25 protein-coding genes are annotated in these 25844 nt (G+C 74.5%); 12 read left to right on the top strand and 13 right to left on the bottom strand.

The window, feature by feature from the left end; translation table 11 throughout:
• Window positions 1-318 precede the first annotated feature (318 nt).
• The 6 genes from ACFF45_RS18830 to ACFF45_RS18805 all read left to right on the top strand — a co-directional run bounded on the left by ACFF45_RS18830 (window position 319) and on the right by ACFF45_RS18805 (window position 4200).
• Window positions 319-876 carry a snapalysin family zinc-dependent metalloprotease gene (locus ACFF45_RS18830; protein WP_381347422.1) on the top strand — a complete coding sequence of 186 codons (558 nt, stop codon included), beginning with the start codon at window positions 319-321 and terminating at the stop codon, window positions 874-876.
• Window positions 877-978: 102 nt separating this feature from the next.
• Window positions 979-1335: a hypothetical protein gene (locus ACFF45_RS18825; RefSeq protein WP_381347420.1), complete on the top strand. Its 357-nt coding sequence runs from the start codon at window positions 979-981 to the stop codon at window positions 1333-1335.
• A gap of 120 nt (window positions 1336-1455) precedes the next feature.
• The gene (bfr, locus tag ACFF45_RS18820) at window positions 1456-1935 is read left to right on the top strand and encodes a bacterioferritin (protein WP_381347418.1); all 480 of its coding nucleotides are present in this window, start codon (window positions 1456-1458) and stop codon (window positions 1933-1935) included.
• A 22-nt stretch (window positions 1936-1957) separates the two neighbouring features.
• Window positions 1958-2470 (top strand): GNAT family N-acetyltransferase, encoded by a 513-nt coding sequence (locus tag ACFF45_RS18815; protein WP_381347416.1) that lies wholly within the window; start codon window positions 1958-1960, stop codon window positions 2468-2470.
• A 168-nt stretch (window positions 2471-2638) separates the two neighbouring features.
• Window positions 2639-3898, top strand: coding sequence for a serine hydrolase domain-containing protein (locus ACFF45_RS18810; protein WP_381347414.1), 1260 nt, complete (start codon window positions 2639-2641; stop codon window positions 3896-3898).
• 95 nt (window positions 3899-3993) lie between these two features.
• Window positions 3994-4200, top strand: a complete 207-nt coding sequence (locus ACFF45_RS18805; RefSeq protein ID WP_381347412.1) for a hypothetical protein — start codon at window positions 3994-3996, stop codon at window positions 4198-4200.
• A gap of 105 nt (window positions 4201-4305) precedes the next feature.
• On the opposite strand, the gene ACFF45_RS18800 is transcribed toward ACFF45_RS18805, so the two are convergent.
• Window positions 4306-5964, bottom strand: a complete 1659-nt coding sequence (locus ACFF45_RS18800; protein ID WP_381347410.1) for a catalase — start codon at window positions 5962-5964, stop codon at window positions 4306-4308.
• A gap of 282 nt (window positions 5965-6246) precedes the next feature.
• Here ACFF45_RS18800 and ACFF45_RS18795 point away from each other — a divergent pair, with 282 nt between their 5' ends.
• Window positions 6247-7473: a PP2C family protein-serine/threonine phosphatase gene (locus ACFF45_RS18795; RefSeq protein WP_381347408.1), complete on the top strand. Its 1227-nt coding sequence runs from the start codon at window positions 6247-6249 to the stop codon at window positions 7471-7473.
• Between the two features lie 171 nt (window positions 7474-7644).
• Here ACFF45_RS18795 and ACFF45_RS18790 read toward each other — a convergent pair whose 3' ends face one another.
• Window positions 7645-8595, bottom strand: a complete 951-nt coding sequence (locus ACFF45_RS18790; RefSeq protein WP_381347406.1) for a Rieske (2Fe-2S) protein — start codon at window positions 8593-8595, stop codon at window positions 7645-7647.
• Window positions 8596-8727: 132 nt separating this feature from the next.
• Here ACFF45_RS18790 and ACFF45_RS18785 point away from each other — a divergent pair, with 132 nt between their 5' ends.
• On the top strand, window positions 8728-8943 hold the full coding sequence (locus ACFF45_RS18785; protein ID WP_381347404.1) for a hypothetical protein: 216 nt from the start codon (window positions 8728-8730) through the stop codon (window positions 8941-8943).
• A gap of 31 nt (window positions 8944-8974) precedes the next feature.
• Here ACFF45_RS18785 and ACFF45_RS18780 read toward each other — a convergent pair whose 3' ends face one another.
• The 9 genes from ACFF45_RS18780 to ACFF45_RS18740 all read right to left on the bottom strand — a co-directional run bounded on the left by ACFF45_RS18780 (window position 8975) and on the right by ACFF45_RS18740 (window position 19247).
• Entirely contained in the window at window positions 8975-9766 is a 792-nt protein-coding gene (locus ACFF45_RS18780; RefSeq protein ID WP_381347402.1) for an endo alpha-1,4 polygalactosaminidase, read from the bottom strand.
• Window positions 9763-10425, bottom strand: a complete 663-nt coding sequence (locus ACFF45_RS18775) for a spherulation-specific family 4 protein (RefSeq protein ID WP_381347400.1) — start codon at window positions 10423-10425, stop codon at window positions 9763-9765. The genes ACFF45_RS18780 and ACFF45_RS18775 overlap by 4 nt, the downstream gene beginning before the upstream one ends.
• Window positions 10422-11348 carry an NAD-dependent epimerase/dehydratase family protein gene (locus ACFF45_RS18770; RefSeq protein ID WP_381347398.1) on the bottom strand — a complete coding sequence of 309 codons (927 nt, stop codon included), beginning with the start codon at window positions 11346-11348 and terminating at the stop codon, window positions 10422-10424. Before ACFF45_RS18770 ends, ACFF45_RS18775 begins: the two co-directional genes overlap by 4 nt.
• 6 nt (window positions 11349-11354) lie before the next feature.
• On the bottom strand, window positions 11355-12068 hold the full coding sequence (locus tag ACFF45_RS18765) for a sugar phosphate nucleotidyltransferase (protein ID WP_381347396.1): 714 nt from the start codon (window positions 12066-12068) through the stop codon (window positions 11355-11357).
• A gap of 28 nt (window positions 12069-12096) precedes the next feature.
• Window positions 12097-13098 carry a GDP-mannose 4,6-dehydratase gene (locus ACFF45_RS18760; protein WP_381347394.1) on the bottom strand — a complete coding sequence of 334 codons (1002 nt, stop codon included), beginning with the start codon at window positions 13096-13098 and terminating at the stop codon, window positions 12097-12099.
• A gap of 69 nt (window positions 13099-13167) precedes the next feature.
• Complete coding sequence (locus ACFF45_RS18755) at window positions 13168-14598, bottom strand: hypothetical protein (protein WP_381347392.1); 1431 nt, start codon at window positions 14596-14598, stop codon at window positions 13168-13170.
• Window positions 14595-16106: a GT4 family glycosyltransferase PelF gene (gene pelF, locus ACFF45_RS18750; protein ID WP_381347390.1), complete on the bottom strand. Its 1512-nt coding sequence runs from the start codon at window positions 16104-16106 to the stop codon at window positions 14595-14597. The genes ACFF45_RS18755 and pelF overlap by 4 nt, the downstream gene beginning before the upstream one ends.
• An 87-nt stretch (window positions 16107-16193) precedes the next feature.
• The gene (locus ACFF45_RS18745; RefSeq protein ID WP_381347388.1) at window positions 16194-18326 is read right to left on the bottom strand and encodes a hypothetical protein; all 2133 of its coding nucleotides are present in this window, start codon (window positions 18324-18326) and stop codon (window positions 16194-16196) included.
• A gap of 396 nt (window positions 18327-18722) precedes the next feature.
• Window positions 18723-19247 (bottom strand): hypothetical protein, encoded by a 525-nt coding sequence (locus ACFF45_RS18740; RefSeq protein WP_381347386.1) that lies wholly within the window; start codon window positions 19245-19247, stop codon window positions 18723-18725.
• Between the two features lie 507 nt (window positions 19248-19754).
• Between ACFF45_RS18740 and ACFF45_RS18735 the strand changes: the two genes are divergently transcribed.
• Both ACFF45_RS18735 and ACFF45_RS18730 read left to right on the top strand, forming a co-directional pair.
• The gene (locus ACFF45_RS18735) at window positions 19755-20246 is read left to right on the top strand and encodes a flavin reductase family protein (protein ID WP_381347384.1); all 492 of its coding nucleotides are present in this window, start codon (window positions 19755-19757) and stop codon (window positions 20244-20246) included.
• A 167-nt stretch (window positions 20247-20413) separates the two neighbouring features.
• On the top strand, window positions 20414-21565 hold the full coding sequence (locus ACFF45_RS18730; protein WP_381347382.1) for a glutathione-independent formaldehyde dehydrogenase: 1152 nt from the start codon (window positions 20414-20416) through the stop codon (window positions 21563-21565).
• Between the two features lie 119 nt (window positions 21566-21684).
• Here ACFF45_RS18730 and ACFF45_RS18725 read toward each other — a convergent pair whose 3' ends face one another.
• Window positions 21685-22644, bottom strand: a complete 960-nt coding sequence (locus ACFF45_RS18725; RefSeq protein ID WP_381347429.1) for a helix-turn-helix transcriptional regulator — start codon at window positions 22642-22644, stop codon at window positions 21685-21687.
• A 134-nt stretch (window positions 22645-22778) separates the two neighbouring features.
• On the opposite strand from ACFF45_RS18725, the gene ACFF45_RS18720 reads away from it, so the two are divergent.
• Window positions 22779-23141 (top strand): ANTAR domain-containing protein, encoded by a 363-nt coding sequence (locus tag ACFF45_RS18720; RefSeq protein ID WP_381347380.1) that lies wholly within the window; start codon window positions 22779-22781, stop codon window positions 23139-23141.
• Between the two features lie 208 nt (window positions 23142-23349).
• Here the strand turns inward: ACFF45_RS18720 and ACFF45_RS18715 are convergent, their stop codons facing one another.
• Window positions 23350-24333: a helix-turn-helix domain-containing protein gene (locus ACFF45_RS18715; RefSeq protein WP_381347378.1), complete on the bottom strand. Its 984-nt coding sequence runs from the start codon at window positions 24331-24333 to the stop codon at window positions 23350-23352.
• 111 nt (window positions 24334-24444) lie between these two features.
• On the opposite strand from ACFF45_RS18715, the gene ACFF45_RS18710 reads away from it, so the two are divergent.
• Complete coding sequence (locus ACFF45_RS18710) at window positions 24445-25476, top strand: saccharopine dehydrogenase family protein (RefSeq protein WP_381347376.1); 1032 nt, start codon at window positions 24445-24447, stop codon at window positions 25474-25476.
• Window positions 25477-25844 lie beyond the last annotated feature (368 nt).

The following is a 25844-nucleotide window of genomic DNA, read 5'->3' as shown; positions in this document are numbered from 1 at the left end:
CGGGGCGGACCCCGGCGACAGCTGCGACGCCGCGATCGCCCTGGGCCTCCTGGCGCCGGCCTGCCCCGCCCCGCCGCCGGGGTCCGCGTCAGCTCCCCGTACCGCCCGCCCCGCCGCCGGGGCATGCGGACCCGCGTCAGCTCCCCGTATCCCCCGCCCCGGCCGCCGCAGACCGACGACGGCCCGTGGTGACGCCCGGCGGGACCGCGGACGCTCAGGGCGGGCCGGCCGTTCGAGGGATTGGGACGCGCCGGGCGCGGGCAGGGAGCCCGAGAACGTTGGCATGAACACGCTTACCTTCCCCACAGGAGGCCGACCTTGCACGCACGCACGTTCGTCCCCATCCTCGCCACCACCTTCGCGGCGGCCCTGGTCACCGCGGGCCAGGCACACGCCGGGCCGGCGGACGCCGACGCGCCGGCCCCAGCGGCCCGCGTGGTCACGTACGACGCCGGCGCGGCGGCCGAGTTCAGGACCGCGGTCGACCGGGGCGCGGCCGTCTGGAACGCGAGCGTCGACAGCGTCGAGCTGCGGCCGGCCGCGGCCGGACAGCGCGCCAACATACGGGTCCTGGCCGACGACGGCTGGCCCCGGGCCCTGACCACCTCGCTCGGCAACGGGACCGTCTACATCGGCCGGCAGGCCGTGGACCAGGGTTACGACACGGTCCGGATCTCGGCTCACGAGCTCGGCCACGTCCTCGGCCTGCCGGACCGCAAGCCCGGCCCCTGCACCAGCCTCATGTCCGGTTCCAGCGCCGGAGTGTCGTGCACGAACCCGTACCCCGACGCGGCCGAGCAGGCGGCGGTCGAGGACCACTTCGGTCCCGCCCTCCGGCAGCCGGCCGGCGTGACGGGCCGGGTGGTGACCGGCTGACACGCCGTGGCGCGGGGGCGGACGGGCCGTCCGCCCCCGTGCCCGCCGGCCGTCAGGGGCCGACGAGACGCGGGCGAGGACCGCGGGCAGCTTGTTGATCAGGTGGGCGAGCAGGGCGGCGAGCGCGGCGGCGCCCAGCAGCGCGGGCAGGGACGTGCCGTCCGGCACCGGACGGCCGAGGCCCTGGCCGACCACGGCCCGGACGACGATCCCGAGGACGAGGACGAGGACGACGGCGAGGAACGGCACGGCCGCGGCGCGGAGGAGCGCGGCCGTGGCGGTGCGGCACCGGGCCGGGGCCCGCACGGCCGGCACCGCGCACACCAGCGCCACGACCAGCGCGGCGACGGACAGGGATGCGAGCGGCACACCCACGGTGATCCGGGTCCCGCCGCCCATCCGGCCCCCGCCCCCGCGGGGAACGCGGCCGGTCAGGCAGGACTCACTTACTGGAGGTGATCACGCCGGCGGAGCGAGGATGGCCCTGTCCGCTCCTCGGACCGGCGGGACGGGCACGACCGGCAGGACGAGCAGAGCGGGCAGGACGAGCAGAGCGAGCAGGAAGGGAGTACGGCCCTCATGAAAGGCGACACCGAGGTCCTGGAATTCCTCAACGAGCAGCTGACCGCCGAGCTGACCGCGATCAACCAGTACTTCCTGCACGCGAAGATGCAGGAGAGCTTCGGCTGGACGAGGCTGGCCGCCCACACCCGGCACGAGTCGTTCGACGAGATGCGCCACGCGGAGGTGCTGACCGACCGCATCCTGCTGCTCAACGGCCTGCCCAACTACCAGCGCCTCTTCCACGTCCGCGTCGGGCAGTCCGTCGAGGAGATGCTGCGCGCCGACCGGGAGATCGAGGTCGAGGCCATCGACCGGCTGCGGCGCGGCATCGAGGTCATGCGGACCAAGGGCGACGTCACGTCGGCCAACGTCTTCGAATCGATCCTCGCGGACGAGGAGAGCCACATAGACTATCTCGACACCCAGTTGGCGCTGGTCGAGAAGCTGGGCGAGGCGCTGTACGTCGCGCAGCTGATCGAACAGCCCGGCAGCTGACGTCCGTTCCGGGGAGGGGGCCATGGGCAGCACCTGGACCACGCGCGCCGAGACCGGCGCCGACGTCCCCGCCGTCCGCGCGGTCCACCTCGCCGCCTTCCCCACGCCGGCGGAGGCCGACCTCGTCGACGCCCTGCGCGCCGACCCGGCCGCCTGGATCGAGGGCCTGTCCCTGATCGCGGCGGACGAGACCGGCCGTGCCGTGGGGCACGCCCTGCTGACCCGCTGCCACATCGGGGACGCACCGGCCCTGTGCCTGGCCCCGTGCGCCGTCCGCCCCGAGCACCAGCGCACCGGTGCGGGCAGCGCCGCCGTCCGCGCCGCCCTGGCCGCGGCACGGTCACTGGGCGAGCACCATGTGGTGGTCCTGGGGCATCCGGCGTACTACCCCCGGTTCGGGTTCACCCGTGCCCGCGACCACGGCATCGGCGTGACGTTCGACGTCCCCGACGACGCCCTGATGGCCCTCGGTCTCGATCCCGGCCGTCCCCTTCCCGGCGGCACCATCCGCTACGCCGCCCCGTTCGGCATCTGACACCGGTCCGCACCGGCCCGTCCGGTCTTCCCGGTTTCTCTCTTCGCCTCGCGTGTCTGCAACCGCGTACGGTGTTCCGGCGCGCATGATCCATGCGTGCCCGCGGTCGACTCCCGCCGCACACCGAGCGCGTGCCGAGCAAGCCGAGCAGAGAGCCGAGGAGACATCGTGTCCTTGTCGCCGCACCGACGTCTGACGGTGAGCGTCGCCGTGGTCGCCGCGCTCGCCGGGGGGTTGGCCCCCCTGGCGAGCGCGTCGGCCGCTCCCGTCGCGCCGCGCCCCGTCCCCGCCGCCGCCGACGCGCCGGCCGCCCCCGCGCCCGGCATGGACGGCGTGGCCGCGGCGCTGACCGCGGCGATGGCCGAGGGGGCGCCGGGCGCCATGGCGCGCTACACCGCGCCGGGCGAGGTCAGAGTCCGGACCGCCGGAGTCCGCGACCGGGTCTCCGGGGCGCCGATGGACATCCGCGCGCGGTTCCGGATCGGCAGCGTCAGCAAGACGTTCTCCAGCGTCGTGCTGCTCCAACTGGCGGACGAGGGACGGGTGGAGCTGGACCGCCCGGTCGACGACTACCTGCCGGGGCTGCTGCCCGACGACCGGATCACGGTCCGTCACCTGCTCACCCACCGCAGCGGCCTGGCCGACTACACCGAGGCGATGTTCCACCGGACCGTGCCCGGCTTCGAAGCCGTACGGAACCGGGTCTTCAGCTACCAGGAGCTCGTCGGCCTCTCCCTGGCCGCGCCCCGCACCACCGAGCCCGGAGTCGCGTACAAGTACTCGAACACCAACTTCGTCGTGGTCGGCATGCTCATCGAGAAGCTGACGGGCCGTCCGGTGGCCGAGGCCTACGACAGCCGCATCGTCAAGCCGCTGGGGCTGCGCCAGACCTCGTACGTGCACCCCGACACGCGCATCGAGGGGCTGCGCGTCCGCGGCTACCTGCACCCCGACGAGGCGGGCGCGCCGCTCGTGGACTCCACCGAGCAGACCGCGTCCTGGGCGCAGTCCGCGGGGGCGGTCATCTCCAGCCCGGCCGACCTGAACACCTTCACCAGCGCGCTCATGGGCGGCCGGCTGCTGTCCCCGGCCATGCTCGGCGCCATGACGACGGTCACGCCGACGGACACCGCCAACACCCGCTTCTACGGGCTCGGTCTGCGCCGCTACGACCTGTCCTGCGGCACGCAGGTGTACGGCCACACCGGCACGGTCCAGGGCTACTACACGTACGCCTTCTCGACCCGGGACGGGCGCCGCAGCCTGTCGGCGATGGCGAACACCTCCAACCGCGGTGAGGCCAACACGGCGCTGGGCGGCACGCTGGAGGCCGCGTTCTGCGGGACGCAGCCGGCCACCGCCGCCCCGCCGTCCGCGCGCAGCGCCGGCGCGCCCGCCGGCGACGCGGTCGTCGCGGCGGGGCGGTGAGGGCCGGTGGGCGCAGCCTCTTCGCCGCGCGTTCGGCTATCGGCGCGGATTTCCTGGGCACTCGCCTGCCATCGCCGTCCAGGAAGGGAAAGCCCGTGCTGACGCTCGCCGTCCTGCTGCTGCCCGGTCTCAGCCTGCTGCTGATCGTCATGAGCCGCATCGAGGACAACCTCCGGCAGGATCCGCACCCCGCCCGGCACGCCCGGCCCCGCCATCTGCGTCTCCTCCCCGGCGGCAGGGCCGCCGGCGCCGAGGCGGACGAGGCGGACGAGCACCCGACGGCGGGCAGCGCCGCGGCCTGACCCGCGCCCCGCGTCGCCGCACGGACGCACGGACGGGGACCCGCTGCCGCCGGGGGCGGCAGCGGGTCCCCGTCCGTGTTCTGCTGCGTGTTCCGTGCGGACGGTTCAGCGCGTCACGACGTGCCGCTCGTCCGGCACGCAGTGGGTCATGGTGAGGCCCGTGACGTCACGCGGCGGGTTCTCGCCGAGGTTGGCCAGCCGCTTGCGGTCCTGGTCGGTGAGGTCCTGACCGGCCAGCGGTTCGAGACCGGAGACGTCCTCGGGGCTGATGCCGAGGCCCTCGCCGACCCGCAGCCCCAGGTCGTTCTCCACCAGCAGGAAGTGCCAGACCATGCGCTCCTGCACGGGGCGGTCGCACTGCGACAGCAGGGTGACGAGGTTGCCCACCAGGTCGTCGCGCTCCCACTCCTCCATGAGCAGGTAGCGCTGGCCCGCCTGGAGGTAGTCGTTGGTGCGCGGGATGCGCTTGCGGGTGAGCCGGCCGCGGATCTCCGGGCCCTGCTCGTCATGGGTCGGGTACTGCCCCTCACGCAGGCCGCCGGTGATGGACGGCTCGTAGTTGACGTGCGGGTTCTCGCCCGCGCCGTCCACGTGGTACGTCATCAGGCCGTCGCGCTGGTTGGTGCGCACGTCGGCGTTCTTGGCCTGGTTGACGGGGAGCTGGAGGTAGTTCGGGCCGACCCGGTAGCGCTGGGTGTCACTGTAGGAGAAGGTCCGGCCCACCAGCATCTTGTCGTCGGAGAAGTCCAGGCCGTCGACGAGGACGCCGGTGCCGAAGGAGATCTGCTCGTTCTCGGCGAAGAAGTTGTCCGGCATCCGGTCGAGGACCATCCGGCCCACCGGCCTGGGCGGAAAGTCCTGTTCCGGCCAGGTCTTGGTGTCGTCGAGCGGGTCGAAGTCCAGCTCGGGGTGGTCGTGGTCCTCCATCATCTGGACCAGCAGCTCCCACTCCGGGTAGTCGCCGCGGGCCACCGCCTCGTACAGGTCCTTGGTGGCGTGGCCCAGGGAGTCGGCCTGGACGTTGGCGGCGTCCTCCTCGGTCATGGAGCGGACGCCCTGCTTGGGCATCCAGTGGTACTTGACGAGGACGGTACCGCCCTCGGCGTTGACCCACTTGTAGGTGTTGACGCCGAAGCCCTGCATGTGGCGGTAGTCGGCGGGGATGCCGCGCGGGCTGAACAGGTTGACCAGCATGTGCATGGACTCGGGCGTCTGCGACATGAAGTCGAAGATGCGGCCCGGCTGCTGCTCGAAGGTGACCGGGTCGGGCTTGAGGGCGTGGATGACGTCGGGGAACTTGATGGCGTCGCGGATGAAGAAGACCCCCAGGTTGTTGCCGACGAGGTCCCAGTTGCCGTCCTCGGTGTAGAACTTCACGGCGAAGCCGCGGGGGTCGCGGGCGGCCTCGGAGGAGTCGCGTCCACCGATGACGGTGGAGAAGCGGACGGCCAGGTCGGTCCGCTTGCCGCGCTCCTGGAACAGCTTGGCGCGGGTGTAGCGGCTGATCGGCTCGTCGCCCCAGGCGCCGTAGGCCTCGAAGAAGCCGTAGGCGGTCACGCCGCGGGCGTGCACGACCCGCTCGGGGATGCGCTCCCGGTCGAAGTGGCTGATCTTCTCCAGGAACTGGTAGTTCTCCAGGGTGGCGGGGCCGCGGGCACCGATCGTGCGCTGGTTCTGGTTGTCGTGGACGGGATGGCCCTGACGGTTGGTGAGCACGTTGCGGTCGTCACCCGGAGCGGGTCCGGTTCCGGATACGTCCGTCATATTCTCGGGCTCCTTCGGCTCGTGGCGAGTGACAGCCCCGGAGCGGCGAGGACTCCGGTCGGCGGTGTCGGACCGCCCGGGTACCCGGCCGGCCGACGACACTCACGCATCCGATCGCAGATCGCGGAGGCGCGCGAGCGGTGGCGGCCCATCGGGGGACGCGGGGCGCGCGGTGGCCGGCGGCGGGAGCCGTCCGCGGCCGTGGGCCGCTGTCCCAGCCCTTTCGGGCGGAGCCTGGAATGCTGGAGGGGCAGCGGTCCGGGCCGGAAAGAGGTGGCGGGCATGGACGCGACCGAGCGGATGCTGACCGGACTCACCGGCATGCTCGCCGAGGGGCACCTGGCCGGGTTCGACCAGTTGCCGGAGCTGGTGGCCCGGCACGGCGCGACAGCGGGCCTGGCCGATGTGCGGATCTACCTGACCGACCTGCGCCAGCAGGTCCTCAGGGAGGTCACCGGGCGGGGACCGGACGCCGCGCAGGGCGGTGAGGTCTTCTCGGTGGAGGGCACGCTGCCCGGCCGGGTCTTCGCCAGCAGCCGTGCGCAGCAGGGGTCGGACGGCATACGGGGCCACTGGTGGGTGCCGCTGCTGGACGGCACCGAGCGGCTGGGCGTCCTGCGGGCCGAGCCGCCCCCGGGGGCCGGACCGGGGCCGGTGGAGGCGGTGGCCTCGCTGGTGGGCATGCTGGTGGTCAGCAAGCGCCCCAGCAGCGACGCCGCGGCCCGGCTGGTGCGCACCGAGGCGATGAACGTGGCCGCCGAGATGCAGTGGAACCTGATGCCCCCGCTGTCGTTCGCCAACCGGGACGTGGCGATCGCCGCCGCCATGGAGCCGGCCTACGAGATCGGCGGGGACGCCTTCGACTACGCGGTGGCCGGTGACCAGGTCCACCTGGCGGTCTTCGACGCCATGGGCCACGACAGCTACGCCGGGCTGACGGCCAACCTGGCGGTGGCGGCCTGCCGCAACCAGCGCCGCCAGGGAGCCGACCTGATCTCCACCGGGGAACGCGTCGAGCAGGTCCTGGTCGACCACTTCGGCCACGACACCTACGTCACCGCCGTCCTGGCCGGACTCGACACCGCGACCGGGCTGCTGAGCTGGATCAACCGCGGTCACCAGCCCCCGGTGCTGATCCGCGGCGGCCGGTGGGCCACCGCGCTGTCCTGCCCGCCGGCCCATCCGCTCGGCACCGAGCTGGGGCTCACCGCCAGGCAGTGCCGCGAGCAGCTGGAGCCCGGCGACCGCATCCTGCTCTACACCGACGGCATCATCGAGGCGCATGACGCCCACGGCCGTGAGTTCGGCCTGAACCGGTTCACCGACTTCGTCATCCGCCGCCACGCCGACGGCCTGCCCGTCCCGGAGACACTGCGCCGCCTCATGCACGCCGTCCTGGAGCACCACGGCGGCCGGCTCGACGACGACGCCACCGTGCTCTGCGTCGAGTGGCGGGGCCCCAGCCGCAACCCGGCCCTGCGCCCCACCGGCCGGCCGGACGCGCCGTAGCTTATCCAGTGCCGCGGCAGGCGACGTCGGCCCGTGGCGGAGCGGCGTCCGGTGCGTGCTCTCGGCGTGCCGGCCGGAAGCCCTCGCACGGGACGTACTCGGGCTTTTTCCGGCCGGTGCGGCGGGAGTGCGTGCCGGACGCCGCGACGGCGAACGTTGCCTGCCGCGGCACTACTGGGTCGCCGCGGCCCCCTGCCCGGCCGTCTCGCGGGCGTCGCCCGCGGAGTCGTCCCCGTCCTGCGGGCGCAGCCGCACCTCGACGTGGCCGTCGGTGATCCGGGCGTCGAAGGCCGGCTGGGGGGCTGTGGCGGGGCCGCGTACGTTCCGGCCGTCGGAGAGGCGGAACACGCTGCCGTGCCACGGGCACCGCACGCATCCGTCGGCGACGGTGCCCTCCGAGAGCGGCCCCGCCAGATGGCTGCACCGCTCGGCCAGCGCGTGGACCGTCCCGCCGGTCTCGCGCACCACCAGCACCGGCACGTCGTCCACCGCGCGCCGCACGGGCCGGCCGGCCGGGAAGCCGGCCACCGGTCCGATCCGGTGCCAGCCCGCCGTGACGACCTGCGGCACCTCTTCGGCGTGGTTGGCGCCGGCGGCCTGGTGGTAGGCCAGGTGGCCGCCGAGCATGCCGCCGACGCCGACCGCCGTGAGCCCCAGGAAGCCGTAGGTCCGGCCCGCCGTCTCGCGTCCCTTGACGCGGCAGGCGAGCGAGGCGGCGTACAGGCCGACCGCCGCCGCGTTGGCGAGGGCGTGCGCCAGTCCGACGCGCTGCTGCCGGCGGTGCAGCTCCGCCCAGTCGGCGGCGCCCGCCAGGGCCGCCGGGGCGGCGGCGGCCAGCCCCAGGCCGACCAGCAGCCGGGACTCGCGGGAGCGGCCGGGCCGCAGGTCGAGTACCGCCGCCGACATCCAGCTTCCGATCGGGACCTGCACCGCCAGTGGGTGCACCGGGTGCCCCAGCCACCTGCCGTGCAGCAGGTCCCGGCCGGGGCCCAGCGGCAGCGACCGCACGCCGTCGCGCAGCGCGTCGATCAACGCGTCGGCCCTGGGTTCGCCCTCCAGGCGGTCCAGCAGCCGCAGGAGCAGGTTCTGCCGCCCCCGTGGGCGGCGTGGCATCGCGCTCATGCCCGGCCGGGTCCCCCGTCCCCGCGGACGGCAAACGACACCGGCCGCGGCGTCACACCGCGGCGCGGTGGTGGTGGCGCGACCGGCGCAGCATCTCGTGCGCGGCGCGTCCGGGGGCCGCAGGCTGGCTCCATGTCCCGTGCGCAGCCCATCGTGATCTACCCGCCCGGCGGGGACGGCGGCCGGCGGGTCCGTGCCGACGACCGGTTCCTCGGGATGGCGTACGGGCTGCTGGACGTCGTCGAGTTCCTCCGCCTCGCGGGGCTGGAGGACGTCGACGACGACTGGGTGCGGCAGTCCGCGCTGATCGAGTGGCGCGGCGGCGGCCCCGACGCGTGGCGGGAGTGAGCGGGGCCGGGGCCCGGACCGCGCGGGCGGGTCAGCACGGTCTGCGCCAGGCGCCCAGGTCCGGCTTCTTGAGCATCGACGACAGCCGCAGCGCGCGGGCCTGCGGGCAGAAGCGGGCCGGGGACCGCGCGTACTCCACGTGGAAGACGGCCTTGCCGGCCGCGACGAACGGTTCGAGCAGCGCGCACTCGTCGTACTGCGCGCACTCCTCGTTGACCGCGAAGTCGAAGTCGGCCAGCAGTTGCGGGATCTGGGCGAGGTCGTTCTTCAGGCCCACGGCGAGTCCGCGCTCGTGCGCGATGTCGGCGATCAGGCGGTTGTAGCGGAGCTGGTCGTCCGCGGTGAGCGGGAAGCCGGTGTCGTTCGCGTAGCCCTCCATCAGGTCCGGTTCCACGGCGTCGAAGCCCTTGTCCCGGCACATGTCGAACCGGCGTTCCATGAGCGGCCGCAGGACCGCCAGCCGGCGGATGTCGAGCCAGCGTTCACCGCGCCAGCCGTTGGGCCTGCCCAGCACCGAGCGGGGGAAGGCGTGCCGGTCGGGGCGGAAGTCCTCCCAGGCGCCGACGTTGACGTAGCAGATCACCTTGCGGCCGTCCCGGTGCAGCCGGGCCACGTCGGCGGCGCTGTTCTCGAAGCCGTCGATGTCGTAGACGGGCACGTCGACGGACGGGTCGACCCGGCCGTCGAGCTGCCACTGCCAGGCCGGCCCGGGCCGTGGCTGCCACCGCCCGCCGGGCGGTGTGCGGTCGGGGCCGCCGGAGCACGCGGCGAGCACGGCCATGAGCGTCAGCGCGGCCGCGAGGGCCGGTGCGAGCCGTCTCACCGGTCCGCCTCGGCCAGCGCGGGCGTCAGCCCGGACCAGGGGTTGGGCGGTTCCCCCGTCACCGGGCCGCACACCGCCGCGCCCCGTTCGCGCGCGGTGCGCACGGCGAGCGGGACCAGCGGGGCGGGCACCCCGTAGACCAGGTGGCAGAACCGGTCGGGCGGCTGTCGCACGGTCCAGGACGGGCGGCTGAACGCCGACACGTACGTGGACCAGTGGCCCTCGAAGGTGACGGTCAGGTCGGCGAGCCGCGCGTAGCCGGGAGCGGGGTGGACGCCCGGGTTGAGCACCACAGTGGAGGCGCCGAGCCCGCGCAGCGAACGCACCAGACGGCGGCAGGCCGCCACCCCTTCCGGCCGCGCGGTCACCTGGTCGAGGAAGCAGCCGTCGGTGGCGTACCACTCCTGGTAGCGGCGGGCGTCGTCGGTGATCCGGGCCGGGTCGCGCGCGCCGTAGTCCGTGTCGACGTAGCCGAGCAGCCGGGTCCCCGCCGCGCGCAGTGCCCGGGCGGCGGCCGCGAACGCCGGGTCGGCGGCGTCGCCGGGCCCGTTCGCGGGGTTGAGCACCACGGCGTAGGTGCGCGCGGCGCAGGCGACCAGGCGGTGCCAGGCGGCCGGGTCCTCGGCCGGATGGACGTACAGCGGGATCAGCAGGCTCACGGCGCCGGTACTCCTTCGAGGCCGGCGGGCCGGGCGCCGGCCGCCGCCCACAGGGCCGCCAGGGACGCGTCCAGGGAGTGGGACGGCCGCCAGTCGAGGACGCCGCGGGCCAGGGCGATGTCGGAGCACTGCCACGACACCTGCGCGGACCGCGCCGAACCGCTCCCGCCGGCCTCGGCGATCCGGCCCCGGAACCCGGCCGCCGCCGCCAGCCTCCGCACCAGCTCGCGCACCGGGACCGCCTCGCCGCCCCCGATGTTCAGCACCGGCGGCAGCGGTCCCGGTGCGCCGGCCGCCACCTGCGCGGCCCGCGCCACGTCGCGGACGTCCACGAAGTCGCGGTGCGCCGACAGGTCCCCGAGCCTCAGCGTCGCGTCCGGATCATCCCCGGCCTGCGCGAGCAGGGCGGCGACCCGGCCCGGCAGCCCGGTGGGCGGGGCGCCCGGGCCCACCGGGTTCCCCACCCTCAGCACCACCGCGTCCAGACCCGACGCCATCACCGCCACCGTGCCCGCCAGCTTGGTCGCGCCGTAGGGCCCGGCCGGGCCGGCCGGGTCCGACTCCGTCACCGGCCGGCCGGGGACGCCGGGGCCGTACTCGGCGGCCGAGCCGAGGTGGACCAGGCGGGCCGCCGGTGCCGCCGACCGCAGCGCGGCGCACAGGACGGCGGGGCCGCGCGCGTTGACCTCCGCGAGGGTGACCGCGTCTCCCCCGGTCGCGCCCGCGCAGTTGACGACGGCGTCGGGCGCGGCCGACGCCAGCGCCTCGGCCAGGTCGCGCGGGCGGTCGGAGGCGAGGTCGAGGGGGACGTCGGCGTCGGGGGCGCGGCCGCCGACGAGCAGCCGCGTGCCCGGCAGGGCACGCAGCCGCTCGGCGACGTGGCCGCCCAGGTATCCGGTGGCGCCGAGGACGAGGATGCGCATGGGCGCTCAGGCTCCCTTGAGCAGATGCGACTTGCGGATGGTGAACTCGGCGTTGGCCCGGTCGTAGTCGTCCGGGCGGCCGATGTCGAGCCAGTATCCGTCGAACTCGTAGGCGTGCGGCGCGCGCTGGGCGGCGAGCAGGTCGAGCACCAGCTCGTCGAAGCCCAGCGGCAGCCCCGGCGTGTAGACGTCGAGGGTGGACCGCGAGACACCGTAGACGCCCATGGACACCCGGTAGTCGATGCTGGGCTTCTCGGTGAAGGCGACGACCCGGCTCGCGTCCGTGGTCAGCACCCCGAAGTCGATGTGCACCTTGCGGGCGTACGTCGCGATGGTCAGGGGCGCGCCCGAGGTCTCGTGCCGGCGCAGTACGTCGGCGTAGTCGAGGTCGGTGAGGACGTCGCCGTTCATGACGAGGAAGTGCTCCGGCAGCCGCTCGCGGAGAGTGAGCAGCGGGCCCATCGTGCCGAGCGGGTTCTCCTCCATGGCGTAGTCGATGCTCATGCCCCACTGCGCGCCGTCGCCGACGTAGGCGCGGATGATCTCGCCGAGGTGGCCTATGGCGAGGGTGCAGTGGGTGAAGCCGGCCGTGGACAGCTGGCGCAGCACGATCTCCAGAATGGCGTGCTGGTCGCCGATGGGGACGAGCGGCTTGGGCAGCGCGGTGGTGTACGGCCGGAGCCGGACGCCCTTCCCTCCGGCCAGGATCACTGCGTGCATGGCGTTCCTCCTGCGGGTACGTGCCGGGTCAGATGTTGTAGATGCCGGTCTTGTAGCGGGCCAGGTTGGCCGGATCGACGAACCACCGCGCGGTCCGTGCGAGCCCCTCCTCCAGCGTGTGGCCGGGCCGCCAGCCGGTCGCCGCGGTCAGCCGGCTCGCGTCGGCGACGAGCCGCATCACCTCGGAGGCGGCGGGCCGCAGGCGTGCGGGGTCCTCGCGGACGTCGAGGGGGGCGTCCATGACCTTGCCGATCAGCGCGACCAGGTCGCCGACGGAGATCTCCCCACCGGTCCCGGCGTTGAAGGTGCGGCCGACGACGCGCTCCGCCGGGGCGGTGCCCACCGCGAGGAAGGCCTGGGCGGTGTCCTCGACGAAGGTGAAGTCCCGGGTGGGGCGCAGGTCGCCGAGGGTGATGGTGCGCTGCCCGGCCGCCACCTGGCCGACGACGGTGGGGATCACCGCGCGCATCGACTGGCGCGGGCCGAAGGTGTTGAAGGGGCGCAGCGTCACCACGGGGGTGCCGAAGCTGGCGTGGTAGCTGTCGGCCAGCCGGTCACCGCCCGCCTTGGAGGCCGCGTACGGGGACTGGGTGTTGATGGGGTGGTCCTCGGTGATCGGCACGGTCTGCGCGGTGCCGTACGTCTCGCTGGTGGAGGTGTGCACCAGGCGCGGGGTGCCGAGCGCGCGCACCGCCTCCAGCACGTTGAGCGTGCCGGTGACGTTGGTGTCCACGTAGCTGTGCGGGGCCTGGTAGGAGTACGGGATCGCGATGAGGGCGGCGAGGTGGTAGGCGCAGTCGGCGCCGTCGAGCAGGCCGCGCACCGAGCCGGGGTCGCGGACGTCGCCGAGGACGATCTCCACCTGGTCCAGGACGTCGGCGGGCAGGGTCTCCAGCCAGCCGTAGGAGGAGAAGGAGTTGTACTGGGCCATGGCTCTGACCCGGTGGCCGGAGGCGACGAGCGCCTCGGTGAGGTGGGAGCCGATGAACCCTTCGGCTCCGGTGACGGCGGCGAGCGGTGCGGAGGTCAACGTACGGTTCCCTTCGTCGGTGGGACGGCGGAGGTGCCGCTGGTGGTCGCGGCGGGGCGGGCGGACGCGTCAGGCGTGCGGGGAGGGCCGGCCGAGCAGGTGGACCGCACAGGCCGCGAGCGCGACCGCGGCCGCACCGCAGACCGCCGGCAGGGCGGCCGGGCCGGGTGGCAGCCGCAGCCAGGTGACCGCTCCGGCACCGGCGGCCGCCGCCAGGCAGAGCACGGCCGGCGGCCAGGCCACGCCGAACGCCTGGAGCAGCAGGGCGGTCCACAGGGCCGCCGCGAGCGGCAGCACGGCGGCCGGGCCGGCTCCGGTGAGCAGGGCCGGGGGCAGCAGGAGCAGCAGGTATCCGGTCAGGCAGAGAGCGAGGACGCCGGCCGAGCGGAGTACGAACGCCGCGGGTGTCACGCTGGCCCGCAGCGCGGCGACCGACCAGCCCCGGTAGCGGTAGAGCAGCCACTCGGCCGGGCCCATGCTCAGCGTCAGGGCGATCACCGCGTACGGGTGGCGCCGGCCCTCCAGCATCACCAGCACGGCCGCGGCCAGGCCGAACAGGCCGTAGGGCACGGACGACCGCAGCCGCGGGCGGGCGCCGCCGGCGGCGGCCGGGGTGGACAGGTCGGCCCGCAGGACCCGGGCGGTGGCGGCGAGCGTGGCCAGCAGCGCCAGCAGGGGCAGGCCCGTCCGCAGGGCGGGGCCGGGTTCCCACCACGGCACCAGCGCGGCCCCCGCGATCAGCGGGCTGAGCGCGGCCAGCAGCAGCCGCTCCCGGCCCAGGACGAGCAGCACGCCCGCCGCCGCCAGGTACAGCGACTGGGCGGCCGCCGCCGCGAGCGCCGGACCGCCGCCCCCGGCGGGCAGCGCGGCGAGGCCCGTCGCCACCGCCGCCCCCAGGACCGACCCGGTCAGCAGGGTGCGGGCCGCTTCCCGGCGGCCCGTGACCAGCCGCAGGTGCGCGCGGTGGCCGAGTGCCTGCCCCCACGCCCACGAGGCGGTGCCCGCGACGATCAGGGCGGGGGCGTGGTCGTCGATCCGCCACAGCGGAGCGGTGAGCAGGTAGGCCAGCGCGGGCAGCGCGAACAGCACGCCCCGCAGCAGGCAGCGCACGGTGTCGGGCCGCCACGGGTCGTGGGCCGGGGGCGGCTCGGGGTAGGTCCGGGGCACCCGCGCGTACAGCGCGGACGCCAGGGAGAACAGGTTCGGATGGCCGTACCGCTGTTTGATGACGGAGGCGGACAGGCCGTCCGCCTCCAGCAGCGCGGCCACTTCGTAGGGGTGGACGGCGGGGCCGATGCGGTCGGCGAGCTCGGCGGCGAGCTCGCTGACGGCCGCCTCGTCGGGGCCCCGGCGTGGCAGCCGGATGGCGAGTGTCGTGTCGTCCGCCGGGTCGTCGAGGGCCCAGCGGGGGCGGCGGCGCCGGGGGCGGGGCTCGGCCAGCCGCAGCGCCAGTGTGTCCTGTTCGGCGCCGCCGGGTTCCAGGGAGATCGGCCCGCTCATCCGGCGAGGCTCCCCGTGCCGGTGGCCGCCGCGGCGGGCAGCAGGATCCGGGCGGGCGGCCGCTGCCGGGCGGCCGCCAGGTCGTGGTAGATGCCGCGGAACGTGTCGATGGTCTGCCGCAGCGTGAACTGCTCGATCACGCGCAGCCGTGCCGCCTCGCCCATGGCCCGGCGCCGGGCGGGGTCGCCCAGGAGCCGCAGAGCCGCGCCGGCCATCGCCTCCGGATCGCGCGGCGGCACCACCAGCCCGGTGTCGCCGACGGCCTCGCGCACCCCGCCCACGTCGGTGGAGACGGTCGCCCGCCCGCACGACATGGCCTCGATCAGCGTGAAGGGGAAGCCCTCGCTGATGCTGGACAGCATCACGACGGTGCCGGCCGCGTAGGCGTCCTTGATGTCCTCCACGCGCCCCTCGAACGTCACGGCGTCGGCGTGCCCCAGCTCGGCGGCGAGGGCCTCGCAGCGCTCCCGGTACGCCTCCCCGCCCCGGGGCGTCCCGCCGAACAGCCGCAGGCGCGCCGCGGGGAGCCGGTCGCGGACGAGGGCGAAGGAGCGGATCAAAGTCTCCAGGTCCTTGATCGGGTCGACCCGCCCGGCCCAGCTGAGGGTGGGTGTCTCCGGCTCGGGGCCGGCCGGCGGGAACGCGGCGGGGTCGACGCCGTTGTAGACCGTGCGGATCGACGCCGGGTCGGCGCCGCCCTGCTCCTCCCACAGCCGGTTGTAGCGGTTGCCGGGGGTGATCAGCGCGGCCCGGCGGTAGCTCTCCTCCGCGAGCAGCCGGAAGAACCCCAGGATCACGGCCTTGACCGGCCAGCGGTACGGGGCGGTGCGGTAGCCGAGGTAGCGCTCGCGCAGGTACACGCCGTGCTCGGTCAGCAGCAGCGGCACACCGTGCCGTTCCAGGGCGACCAGCCCCGGCAGCACGGCGACCCCGCCGCTGACGGCGTGCGCCACGCCGTGCTCGGGCGGCGGCGCGGCCAGCGGGCGCAGGGCGTGTTCGAGCAGGCCGGTCGCCGTGAGCGCGTCGTGCAGCGTCGGCGCCGCCTCGCGCACGGCCCGCCCCGGCCGCCGCCAGACGTCGGTCAGGACGGTGAGCGCGGTGTCGTCGCGCAGGAAGGGGCTGAGCAGGCCGTCCGCCGCCGCCCGGGCCAGGGCGTACAGGGCGGGCGGGAAACCGTCCTCGGCGCCCGGGTCGAGCAGCGCGGTCAGGAACCGCTCGTAGGCGTCGGCGAGCTGCCTGCGGGCCCGGCCGCGCGGCGGGCGGCCCGGCGGCGCGTCGCCCCACATGGGGACGGACCGGACACCCAGGACGTGGCCGGGCAGGTCCCACACGATCTGCTCGCGGCCGGTGCCGGTGACGGCGATGACGTCGAAGCCGATGTCCGGCATGCCGGTGACGAGCTGGTCGCACCAGACGCTCACTCCGCCGTGACTGTGCGGGTAGGTGCCTTCGGTGAGGAGGGTGACGCGGGGCGCGCCGGGGTGCCGCCCGCTGGACTGAACGTGCATCGATGTGCTCCACGGCCGGGGTGTGGGGTGGGCGTGCCGGTCCCGGCCGCCGACGGGGCGGCCAGGACCTCGCTGCCGGTGGTCCGGTCAGCTCCCCGCGCCGGGGGACAGGGGTTCGGCGACGCCCTCGGGAACCCGGGCGTGCGGTGCCGGTCCGGTGGCCGGAGCCGGGCCGCCGGTGGCGGGGGCCGTGGCGGAGGTGGCGGGGGCCGGGAGGGTGAGGGTGAGCGGCGCCTGCGCCGCGGCCGTCCAGCCGGAGCGGCCGCCCGCGTAGGCCTCGCCGAAGGCGGAGCCGGCCCGCGTGGTGCCTTCGGGCATCGTCGCGGGTACCGCCACGCCGTCCGGGCCGTCGACGGTGACGGTGGTGCCGACGCGGTAGGCGGTGACCTGACCGCCCCGCACGGCGGTGCGCCAGGCGGTGCGGCGCTGGAGCTCGGTCCCGATGTCCTTCATCCGCAGGTTGACCACCGGGGTGTTGGCCGCGAAGAGCGTGTCGTAGGTGCCGAGCACGCCGTCGAGGACCGGGTAGGCGATGCGGTCCTCGGCCAGGTTCGACTGGTGGATGAAGTGCGGCTTGGGGTCGTTGGCGAGGACGTGGCCGAGGGCGATCTGCCGTTCCAGGGGCACGATGTGGTCCGCGTAGCCCGTGGCGGGGTCGAGCGGGCCCGGCAGGCAGGTGGTGGTGTCCGGGTGGTCCTCGCAGATGCCGCTGCCGCCCTGGGCGCGGCCGGTGTAGATCCAGTTGTACTCGTCGACCTGTTCGGCCGCGCGGCCCGCGTTGTAGAAGATGTTCATGGGGTGGCGGGGAACCGTCGTGGCGGGTCCGATCTGCCGCTGGCCGGGTTCGCGGGAGTTGTCCGAGGCGAGCCAGGTGACGCCGTTGTCGGCCAGGGCGAGCGCCAGGTTGGGGTTGTCGGCCGGCTGCTGGGGCAGCACCCGCAGCCCGGAGTGCTCACCGGTGACCAGCTCGTCGTCGTCCAGGGGCAGTCCGGCGGCCCGGCCCCACACGGCGTTGTGGGCGATCTCGTCGGAGACGTCGTACCGGCTGACCCACCTGACGGATCCGTCGGCGTTGGTGGCGCACCGCCACGGCACCACGGTGGTGTTCTGCTGGCAGCCGAGGAAGGCGTGCGTGTAGGTGTGGTTGATCCAGCGGAACCCGGCGCGTTCGGCGATCAGCTTGTCCGCCAGCGGGTCGGCGCCGTCGTGGTCCTCGCGGTGGTCGACGCTGCCGGCGCCGTTGTAGGCGAAGTCGAGGGTGAAGCCGCGCTCGCGCTGCCAGGCGAGGGCGCGGTCGACGTCCGCGGGAAGCATGCGGATCGGGTCGGGCGTGGCGTTCGGGTCCGTGCAGTCGACGTCGCCGGGCGTGCAGTTGAGCGTGGAGTTCCAGCGGTCGTCCGCCGCGAAGACGTCATCGACGTGCACGGCGAAGTAGTTGCGGGAGGTGCCCAGGTGGACGCCGTCGGTCAGCCACGCGACGATGCCGCGGGCCAGCAGCCGGAACTGCTGCTGGTACCGGTTGTAGACGAAGGTGACGACGAGTTCGCGCCGCCCGTCGTGCCGGTACTCCCCCACCAGCGAGCCCCGCTTGGTGGTGCCGGGAATGGTCGCCTCGACGTACGGGGTGAAGTCGGCCCCGGCCGCCGGGGTCGACAGGTACGCGTAACTCTCGCCCACGGCCGGTGAGTTGTCCTCGAACGGCACCGGCCCGTCGAGATAGCCGAACGGTCCCGCCCGGCCGGCGTCGGTGACCTGGGCGCGGACCCCGTCCACGCTGCCGGAGTAGCCGCCGTACACCGGGTACTGGAGCCCCGCCTCGGGGCGGGCGTAGGTGTAGGCGTCGACCTGCGGGATGTCGTAGGTCCGCTCGTAGGCCGCGAGCGCGGCCATCTCCGGGCTGCCGGCCGGGAACGGGTTGTCGTTGGGCAGGACGACCGCCTGGAACTTGGCGCGCTCGCGGCCGTCCACGGTGTCGGCGAGGTAGGCGGCGTCGATCACGGGCCGGTCGGTGCGCGTGAGGTCGATCTCCGCGTACGGCGTGCCCGCGGCGTCCAGTTCGGCCGCGATGGCGTCGGTGGCCGGTCCGCCGTCGCTCACGACGAGCACGCGCAGGTCGACGCGGACGTCCGCGTCGACGGCGGGTGCGGCCGTGGCCGGTACGGCCAGGGCGGCTATCAGCGCGCCCGTCGTCAGCAGGGTGGTGCGCAAGGTCCGCTTCATGCGGTGTTGTCCCCTCCCAGGGCAGGGGTGGGCACAGCTCCGTGGAGCGGACGCACCCCCTTGCGTGCCGCCGGCTTCCCCCTCAGAGACCGGTCGTCCACGCATCCATCGCGTCACATGGTGGGGTACCTGTGAAGCTTCCGTGGTCGCACTGCGAAACCTGACGGAAAAACGCAGGTGCGCGGCGGGCGGTCGCTCGGTGCGGGCCAGGGGTCCGACGGCCCGCCACAGGCCCTGGCAGCCTGCCGCTTCGCGGGCGGCCGCCCAGGTGGGAGGGGGAATACGGGACACCGGCGGGCCCGTGGGGCCCGCCGGTGGCGCTGTCATCGGTGTGGACCGGTGCGCCGGGCGGTCAGGGGCCGGTTTCAGGTCACCCGTCCCGCCCCGGACGGACCGTCAGGCACACAGGACGCGCGTCTCGGGGGTGTAGACCGGACCGCCGCTGACACTCGTGCTGTCGCTGAACTCGACGTAGAAGTACGAGTAGAAGCCGATGTTCCCGTTGCAGCCGGAGTCGGCGGCGACCTGGAGCGTCAGGGTCACGGTGCGGCTCTGGCCGGGCGGGACGGTGGCGCCGTAGTTGGCGCCGAGGTTGGCGGGGCCGGTGCCGGAGCACGCGCTGCTGCCGCTCGGGGCGGTGAGGGTGCAGCCGGTGAAGGAGTACTTCAGGTCCGGGCGCTGGGTGGTCAGCCAGGTGGGGTCGATGGTCTGGTAGACGAACCAGATGTCGTACGTCTTGTTGTTGGTGAGCGTCATCGACACGTTCACGGTGCCGCCCGGCGTGGTGGTGGCGGCGTCGGTGGTGAACGTCAGTTCGGCGTCGGCCGGGGCGGCGCTCGCGGAGGGCGCCAGGCCGAACACGGCGAGGACGAGGGCGAGGACGGCGGTGAGACCCAGGCGTCTCGGTAAAGGTGATCGCATGGCCAGGGAGGCTAGGCACGGGCGCGGCCCGTCGTCTGCCCCGGTACGGGGGCTCCGGTCCGGCAACGGCCAAAAGTGTGCATCCCGTGAAGTCGGTGCGGAGAAAATGTGACGCATGGCGGAGGATCGCGTCCGCGCACGCCGGAGCCGGTGCGGCGAGCCGCCCGGGGCCCGCGGCCGCGTCCGGCGCACCGCCCCCGCGCCGGTGCCGCTATTGGCGCGTACCGATCGCACCGCCCCCGCCACGGGGCCGCCCGCGGCCGGCGGGCGTCGACCGGTCTCGGCCAAAGGTCGTATTCCGGCCCCGGTGGTCGAGTCGCGGTCTCGTGCCCTTGCCCGTGCGGGGCGTCCCGCGGCCGCCCCGCACGGAGAGGGCTGCGCACGTGCACCGGCCCGGAAACCGGTCGCCCGGGCGGCATGGAATGCGGTGCCGCGGTGAGACGAGACCGTAGCGCCGTCGACGGCGGGAGCGGCGGATGCGGCAGGAGGGACAGGAGGGGCTTGAGCATGGCGGACATGGACGTGTTCACCGACCGGCTGGATCCCGACATGTGCGTGGTGACGGCCGCGGCGGACGGGAGCCGGGCCGGATGCCTGGTCGGGTTCGCCTCGCAGTGCTCCCTGCGGCCGGTGCGGTTCGCGGTGTGGCTGTCCGAGGCCAACCGGACCTTCCGGGTAGCGCGCGCCGCGGAGTTCCTGGCCGTCCATCTGCTGTCCCGGGAGCAGCTGGGGCTGGCCGAGCTCTTCGGCGGGCGGACCGGGGACGACGGGGTCGACAAGTTCCGGGACGTCCGCCGGCGCCACGGGCACGGAGGCGCCGTCGTCCTGGAGGACGCCGAGGCCTGGTTCGTCGGCCGGATCGTGGGGCACGTCGGCGGCGGCGACCACGCCGGGTTCGTCCTCGACCCCGTCGAGTGGGGCGCGCGGGAGGGCTCCGGGCGGCCGTTGCTGCGGCTCGGCGACGTCTGCGGCATCGAACCCGGCCATCCCGCGGAGTGAGCCGCCGGGGCGGGTTGCACGGCCTGAACCACAGGCGTTTGCTGGAAGTGACGGCGGTGAGGCGAGCCCATGGACATGGCGCGTAACCAGGGCCGCGCCCTCGTGTGCGCCCCGGCGGCGGCCCGTCCTCGCTACCGCCTTCCAGCGCTCCACGGGAGGTGACAGAGGTGAAAGCCGTTGTCTACGAGAAGCCCTTCAGCGTCGCGGTGAGGGACGTCGACGACCCGCAGATCCAGCACCCCAACGACGTGCTCGTCCGGGTCACGTCGTCCGCGATCTGCGGCTCCGACCTGCACATGTACGAAGGCCGCACGGCGGCCGAGCCGGGCATCGTGTTCGGGCACGAGAACCTCGGCGTCATCGAGGAGGTCGGCGGCGGCGTGACCTCCCTGTCCGAGGGCGACCGCGTGGTGATGCCCTTCAACGTCGCGTGCGGCTTCTGCAAGAACTGCCTGGCCGGCGAGACGGGATTCTGCCTGACGGTCAACCCGGGCTTCGCCGGTGGCGCCTACGGATACGTGGCCATGGGCCCGTACAAGGGCGGACAGGCGGAGCGGCTGCGGGTCCCGTTCGCCGACTTCAACTGTCTGAAGCTGCCACCGGGAGAGGAGTTCGAGACCGACTTCATCCTGCTCGCCGACATCTTCCCGACCGGCTACCACGGCTGCGAGCTGGCCCAGGTCACACCGGGCGAGACCGTGGCCGTCTACGGCGCCGGACCGGTCGGCCTGATGGCCGCCTACTCGGCGCTGCTGCGCGGCGCGTCGAAGGTGTTCTCGGTGGACCGGGTGCCCGAGCGTCTCGCCAAGGCGGAGGAGATCGGGGCGATCCCCATCGACTTCACCCAGGGCGAACCGGCCCAGCAGATCAAGGAACAGATGGCCGGAGAGGGCACGGACAAGGGCGTGGACGCCGTGGGGTACCAGGCCCAGGCGCACGACGCCAGCCACGAGGAACCGGCCATCGTCCTCAACGAGCTCGTCGAGACGGTCCGGGCGACCGGCCGGCTCGGGGTACCGGGCCTGTACGTGCCGTCCGACCCGGGCGGGCCCGACGAGCACGCCAAGCACGGTCAGCTTCTGGTCTCGATCGGCAGGATGTTCGAGAAGGGGCAGAAGGTGGGCACCGGTCAGTGCAACGTCAAGCGGTACAACCGCCAGCTGCGCGACCTGATCATGGCCGGGCGCGCCAAGCCCAGTTTCGTGGTCTCCCACGAGCTGCCGCTGGACCAGGCCCCGCAGGCGTACGAGAAGTTCGACCAGCGTGTCGAGGGCTACACCAAGGTGGTTCTCCACCCCGGCCACGCCCTCGCCGCGTGAGTTCCCGGGCCCGGGCGCGCACGGACGCCCGGGCCCGCAACCGCTCCGGCCCGTACGGCCCCGGCCCGGCGCCGCGCGGAGCCGGTCGACGCGCCGCGTCCCCGGGGCGACGGTGCCGGTCAGTCCCCGGACAGGGTCCGGTGCGGTGGGCGCCGGTAGGCGGCGCGGTAGAGCGAGGCGAAGCGGCCCGGGTGGTGGAAGCCCCAGCGGGCGGCGATCTCGGTGACCGTGACCCCTCCGTCCCGGTCGGCGGCCACCAGGTCCCGGTGCGCCTGCGCCAGCCGTACCCGGCGCAGATGGGCCACCGGGGTGGTGTCCAGATGGCGCCGGAAGGCGTACTGCAGGGCCCGTACGGTGACATGCGCCGCGGCGGCGATCTCCGCGACGGTGACCGGCTGGTCGGCGTGGTCGTCGATGTAGGCGAGGGCGCGGCGCAGCACCAGTGGATGGCCGTCGCCCCGGTCACCGTCCCTCTCGTCGGCCAGCGCCGTGTTGGGGAAGGCGGACAGCACGCTCGCCGCGAGGTGCTGCGCGGCCGTGGAGGCCACCAGCCGCTGGTCCGCGACGGCCGGGTCGGCGAGCACGTGCTCGGTCAGGTAGCCGATGGCGCGGCCCAGCTGCCGGGCGGCGGCCGGCGAGTGCGGCCGGTGTCCGGTGAGCCGGACCGGTCGGTCGCCCGGGGCCGGGAGCGGGCCGGCCACCTGCGCCAGCAGGGCGGGGTCGAGCATGACGATGCTGTAGCGCGCGTTGCAGATCCGGCCGGCGTACGGCAGGTCGGGGGGCGCGAAGAGCACCACGTCGCCGGGGCCGAACGCGTCCTCGACCCCCTGGAAGGTGTGGTCCCGCACCGTTCCCTCGTGGACGACGCACAGGCAGATCTTGCCGAGCGGCGTCACCGAGTAGCTCATCTCGAAGTCCAGCACGAGTTGGTCGACGCTCACCGAGGGGATGCCCGCGCGGTGGATCCGGGCGCGGCTGGACCCGGGGGTGTTGCTGCCGATACGCATCCTCGCGTAGGCGCGACTGAGGAAGTCCTCGGTCACCGACAGGTCGTCGCTGTCGAAGGTCAGCGTCTCCATGCGGCTGCGCATGCCCCTGGACCGCTCCGGCATGTCTTCGCCGAGCACCCGGTTTTCGCTTTCTGGACTGCGGCGGCCGGAACTCTTCGCCTGCCGGCTGTCGCGGGCGGCCGACCGCGCGGAGGCTTCGGAACATGATCGACAACGACGGGCAGGCGGAGCGGCTCGCGGTCCTCCAGCAGGAAGTGGAGCAGCTCCGCCGGGCCGTGCACTCGCACGCGCTCATCGACCAGGCGATCGGCGTGGTCATGACCGTCGGCGGGCTCCGCCCCGAGCAGGGCTGGGAAGTGCTCAGACACATCTCCCAGCACACCAACGTCAAGCTGCGCGAAGTGGCGCGCTGCCTGGTGCGGTGGCCGTCCACCCGGCAGCTGCCGGAAGTCGTCCGCCGGGCGCTGCCGCGCGCCGTGGAGCACGTGCGCCGCCTGGACGGCGGCCCCGGGGGCGAGCGGGGCGGGGAGGAGGCCACGGGGCCACGGCAGGAGCACCCCGGGTGAGCGCGGGACGCACGGGTCCGACCGGCCTGCTCGCCACCGTCCGCCCCGCCGGCGTCGGCCCGCCCTGCGGGCCACGCGCCCGAGGCGCCGCCGAGTGGGGCCGGGGCAGGACCGTTCGCACGGTCCTGCCCCGGCCCCGGCTCGCGTCGCGCTCCTTCGGGCCCGGCACCGTCGCGGACGCCGCCGCCCGGGACGCCGGGCGGACGGATCAGGGACGCGGGTGCTGCCACCCGTCGCCGTTCGCGCCGGGTCGGGTGCGTGAGCGGAAGGTGCGGCGGTAGGTGTCCGGCGGTACGCCCACCGTGCGGTTGAAGTGCCGGCGCAGCGTCGTGGCGGTGCCCATGCCGGTGGCCTCGGCGATGGCGTCGACGCTGTCGTCGGTGGTCTCCAGCAACTCCTGCGCGCGCCGGATCCGCTGGGTCAGCAGCCACTGGAGCGGGGTCGTCCCGGTCACCGACCGGAAGTGGCGGCCCAGGTGGCGCGAGCTCATCCGGGCCCGGCGGGCCAGGTCCTCGACGGTCAGCGGCTGGTCCAGCCGCTCGGTCGCCCAGGGGAGCAGGCCGGCGAGCGGGTGGTTGCCCGGGGCGGGCACCGGGGTGGTGATGTACTGCGCCTGGCCGCCGTCCCGGTGCGGCGGCACGACCAGGCGGCGGGCGGCGGCGTTGGCGACGGACGAACCGTGGTCGAGGCGGACCAGGTGCAGGCACAGGTCCATGGCGGCGGCCTTGCCGGCGGAGGTGAGCACGCTGCCGTTGTCGACGTAGAGGACGTCCGGGTCCACCTGGACCCGGGGGTAGCGGTCGGCCAGGACCTCGGTGTGCGCCCAGTGCGTGGTCGCGCGGCGCCCGTCCAGCAGCCCGGCGGCGGCCAGCACGAAGGCGCCGGTGCACAGGGAGGCCACGCGCGCGCCCGCCTCGTGCGCCGCGCGTACCGCGTCGACCAGTGCGGCGGGCGGATCCTCGTCGACGTCGGCCCAGCCGGGGACGATCACGGTGTCGGCGCGCGGAAGCCGGCCGAGCCCGTCGTCGGGCACCAGCCGGAACCGGCCGGCGCGCACGGCGCCCGGCCCGCAGACGACGAGGTCGTACCAGGGGCCCGGCACGCCCACCGGGGCGGAGCCGAACACCTCGCAGGCCAGGGACAGTTCGAAATGCAGCATTCCGTCGGTGACGGCCAGGGCGACAGTGGTCACGTCCGGAATTGTACGGGGCATGTCGTTCCGGACACTCGTGCGGGGTGATCTTCCGCGTCAGGATGGCTTCTGACGGCACACGGAAGATCGTTCGAGTGGAAGGCGGAACCCATGGGATCGGGGCTGAAGGTGGCGGTGTTCGGCGCGTACGGGCACACCGGGCGCTTCGTGGTGGCACAGCTGCGGGACCGGGGCTTCGTTCCGGTGCTCAGCGGGCGCGACGCCGCCAAGCTGGAGGCGCTGGCCGCCGCCGGGCCGGGGCTGGAGACCCGCCCGGCCCCGGTGGACGAACCGGCCTCGCTCGACCGCGCGCTGGCCGGTGCGGCGGCCGTGGTCAACTGCGCCGGGCCCTTCGCCGTGACGGCCGCCCCCGTGATCGAGGCGGCCCTGCGCGCCGGGATCCCCTACGTGGACGTGGCGGCCGAGATCGAGGCCAACGCCGACACGTTCGCGCACTTCGCCGACCGAGCCCGTGCCGAGAAGGCGGTGGTCGTGCCGGCGATGGCCTTCTTCGGCGGGCTCGGCGACCTGCTGGTCACCGCGGCGATGGGCGACTGGACGGCGGCCGACGAGGTGCACGTCGCGTACGGGCTGGACAGCTGGCACCCCACCCCCGGGACGCGCGCCGCGGGCGTGGTCTCCCGTGAGCGGCGGAACGGACAGCGCGTCCGTCACGCCAACGGGCGGCTGGAGTACCGCGACGACGCCCCGCCGACCCTGGAGTGGACCTTCCCCGAGCCGATGGGGCCCAGGACCGTCATCGGAGAGTTCTCCATGGCCGACATCGTCACCGTGCCCAGCCATCTGTCCGTGCCCGAGGTGCGCACCTACATGACGGTCGAGGCGGCACGGGACGTGGTGGCCCCGGACACGCCGACACCGGCCCCGGCCGACGAGCACGGGCGGTCCGCGCAGACCTTCGCCGTGGACGCCGTCGTGCGCTCCGGGGGCAGTGAGCGGCGGGCCCTGGCGACGGGCCGGGACATCTACGCCGTCACCGCGCCGCTCGTGGTGGAGGCGGTCGACCGCGTCCTCACGGGACGGACCCACGCGGTCGGTGTCGTCTCCGCCGGCGAGATCTTCGACGCGGCCGACTTCCTCCGCGCCCTGTCCTCGCACGTCTCCGTCGGCCTGCGCCCGTAGCGGGCAGCACCGCGCTCCGCCGGGCGGCGGGGCGCGTGCCGCGGGGACCGGCCGGGTGCCCGTGACCGGGTGGGTGCGGCAGGTGCGCTCGGGCCGGAGCAGTGCACCGGGGTCGCGAGGGCGAGCGGGCGCGGACGGCGGGCGGAGGCGGCCCAGGGCCCGGTCCGCCGCACCGGGCGCCGCAAGCCGCGAAGCACGGTGAGCGAGGGAGCCGAGGACTCGGCCCCACGCACCGGGCGCGCGCGTGTCACCCGTCCCCGTCACCCGTTCCCTCAGGACACTTGGACATAAAATACAGATGTAGACAGCCAGGTTGGACGAAGGTACCGTGCCTGCCACAGGGAGTACTCCGACGACCGACCCCCACG

Source organism: Streptomyces cinereospinus (assembly GCF_042430725.1).
GTDB lineage: Bacteria > Actinomycetota > Actinomycetes > Streptomycetales > Streptomycetaceae > Streptomyces > Streptomyces cinereospinus.
Note: the sequence above shows the minus strand (reverse complement) of the source record. Positions and strands in the feature narration are given on the sequence as shown.

Bases quoted from the DNA above. Each gene is read 5' to 3' on its own strand.
- bfr (WP_381347418.1), top strand. From the start codon at position 1,456: ATGAAAGGCGACACCGAGGTCCTGGAATTCCTCAACGAGCAGCTGACC.
- ACFF45_RS18815 (WP_381347416.1), top strand. From the start codon at position 1,958: ATGGGCAGCACCTGGACCACGCGCGCCGAGACCGGCGCCGACGTCCCC.
- ACFF45_RS18800 (WP_381347410.1), bottom strand. From the start codon at position 5,964: ATGACGGACGTATCCGGAACCGGACCCGCTCCGGGTGACGACCGCAAC.
- ACFF45_RS18795 (WP_381347408.1), top strand. From the start codon at position 6,247: ATGGACGCGACCGAGCGGATGCTGACCGGACTCACCGGCATGCTCGCC.
- ACFF45_RS18790 (WP_381347406.1), bottom strand. From the start codon at position 8,595: ATGAGCGCGATGCCACGCCGCCCACGGGGGCGGCAGAACCTGCTCCTG.
- ACFF45_RS18785 (WP_381347404.1), top strand. From the start codon at position 8,728: ATGTCCCGTGCGCAGCCCATCGTGATCTACCCGCCCGGCGGGGACGGC.
- ACFF45_RS18770 (WP_381347398.1), bottom strand. From the start codon at position 11,348: ATGCGCATCCTCGTCCTCGGCGCCACCGGATACCTGGGCGGCCACGTC.
- ACFF45_RS18765 (WP_381347396.1), bottom strand. From the start codon at position 12,068: ATGCACGCAGTGATCCTGGCCGGAGGGAAGGGCGTCCGGCTCCGGCCG.
- ACFF45_RS18755 (WP_381347392.1), bottom strand. From the start codon at position 14,598: ATGAGCGGGCCGATCTCCCTGGAACCCGGCGGCGCCGAACAGGACACA.
- pelF (WP_381347390.1), bottom strand. From the start codon at position 16,106: ATGCACGTTCAGTCCAGCGGGCGGCACCCCGGCGCGCCCCGCGTCACC.
- ACFF45_RS18745 (WP_381347388.1), bottom strand. From the start codon at position 18,326: ATGAAGCGGACCTTGCGCACCACCCTGCTGACGACGGGCGCGCTGATA.
- ACFF45_RS18740 (WP_381347386.1), bottom strand. From the start codon at position 19,247: ATGCGATCACCTTTACCGAGACGCCTGGGTCTCACCGCCGTCCTCGCC.
- ACFF45_RS18735 (WP_381347384.1), top strand. From the start codon at position 19,755: ATGGCGGACATGGACGTGTTCACCGACCGGCTGGATCCCGACATGTGC.
- ACFF45_RS18725 (WP_381347429.1), bottom strand. From the start codon at position 22,644: ATGGAGACGCTGACCTTCGACAGCGACGACCTGTCGGTGACCGAGGAC.
- ACFF45_RS18720 (WP_381347380.1), top strand. From the start codon at position 22,779: ATGATCGACAACGACGGGCAGGCGGAGCGGCTCGCGGTCCTCCAGCAG.
- ACFF45_RS18710 (WP_381347376.1), top strand. From the start codon at position 24,445: ATGGGATCGGGGCTGAAGGTGGCGGTGTTCGGCGCGTACGGGCACACC.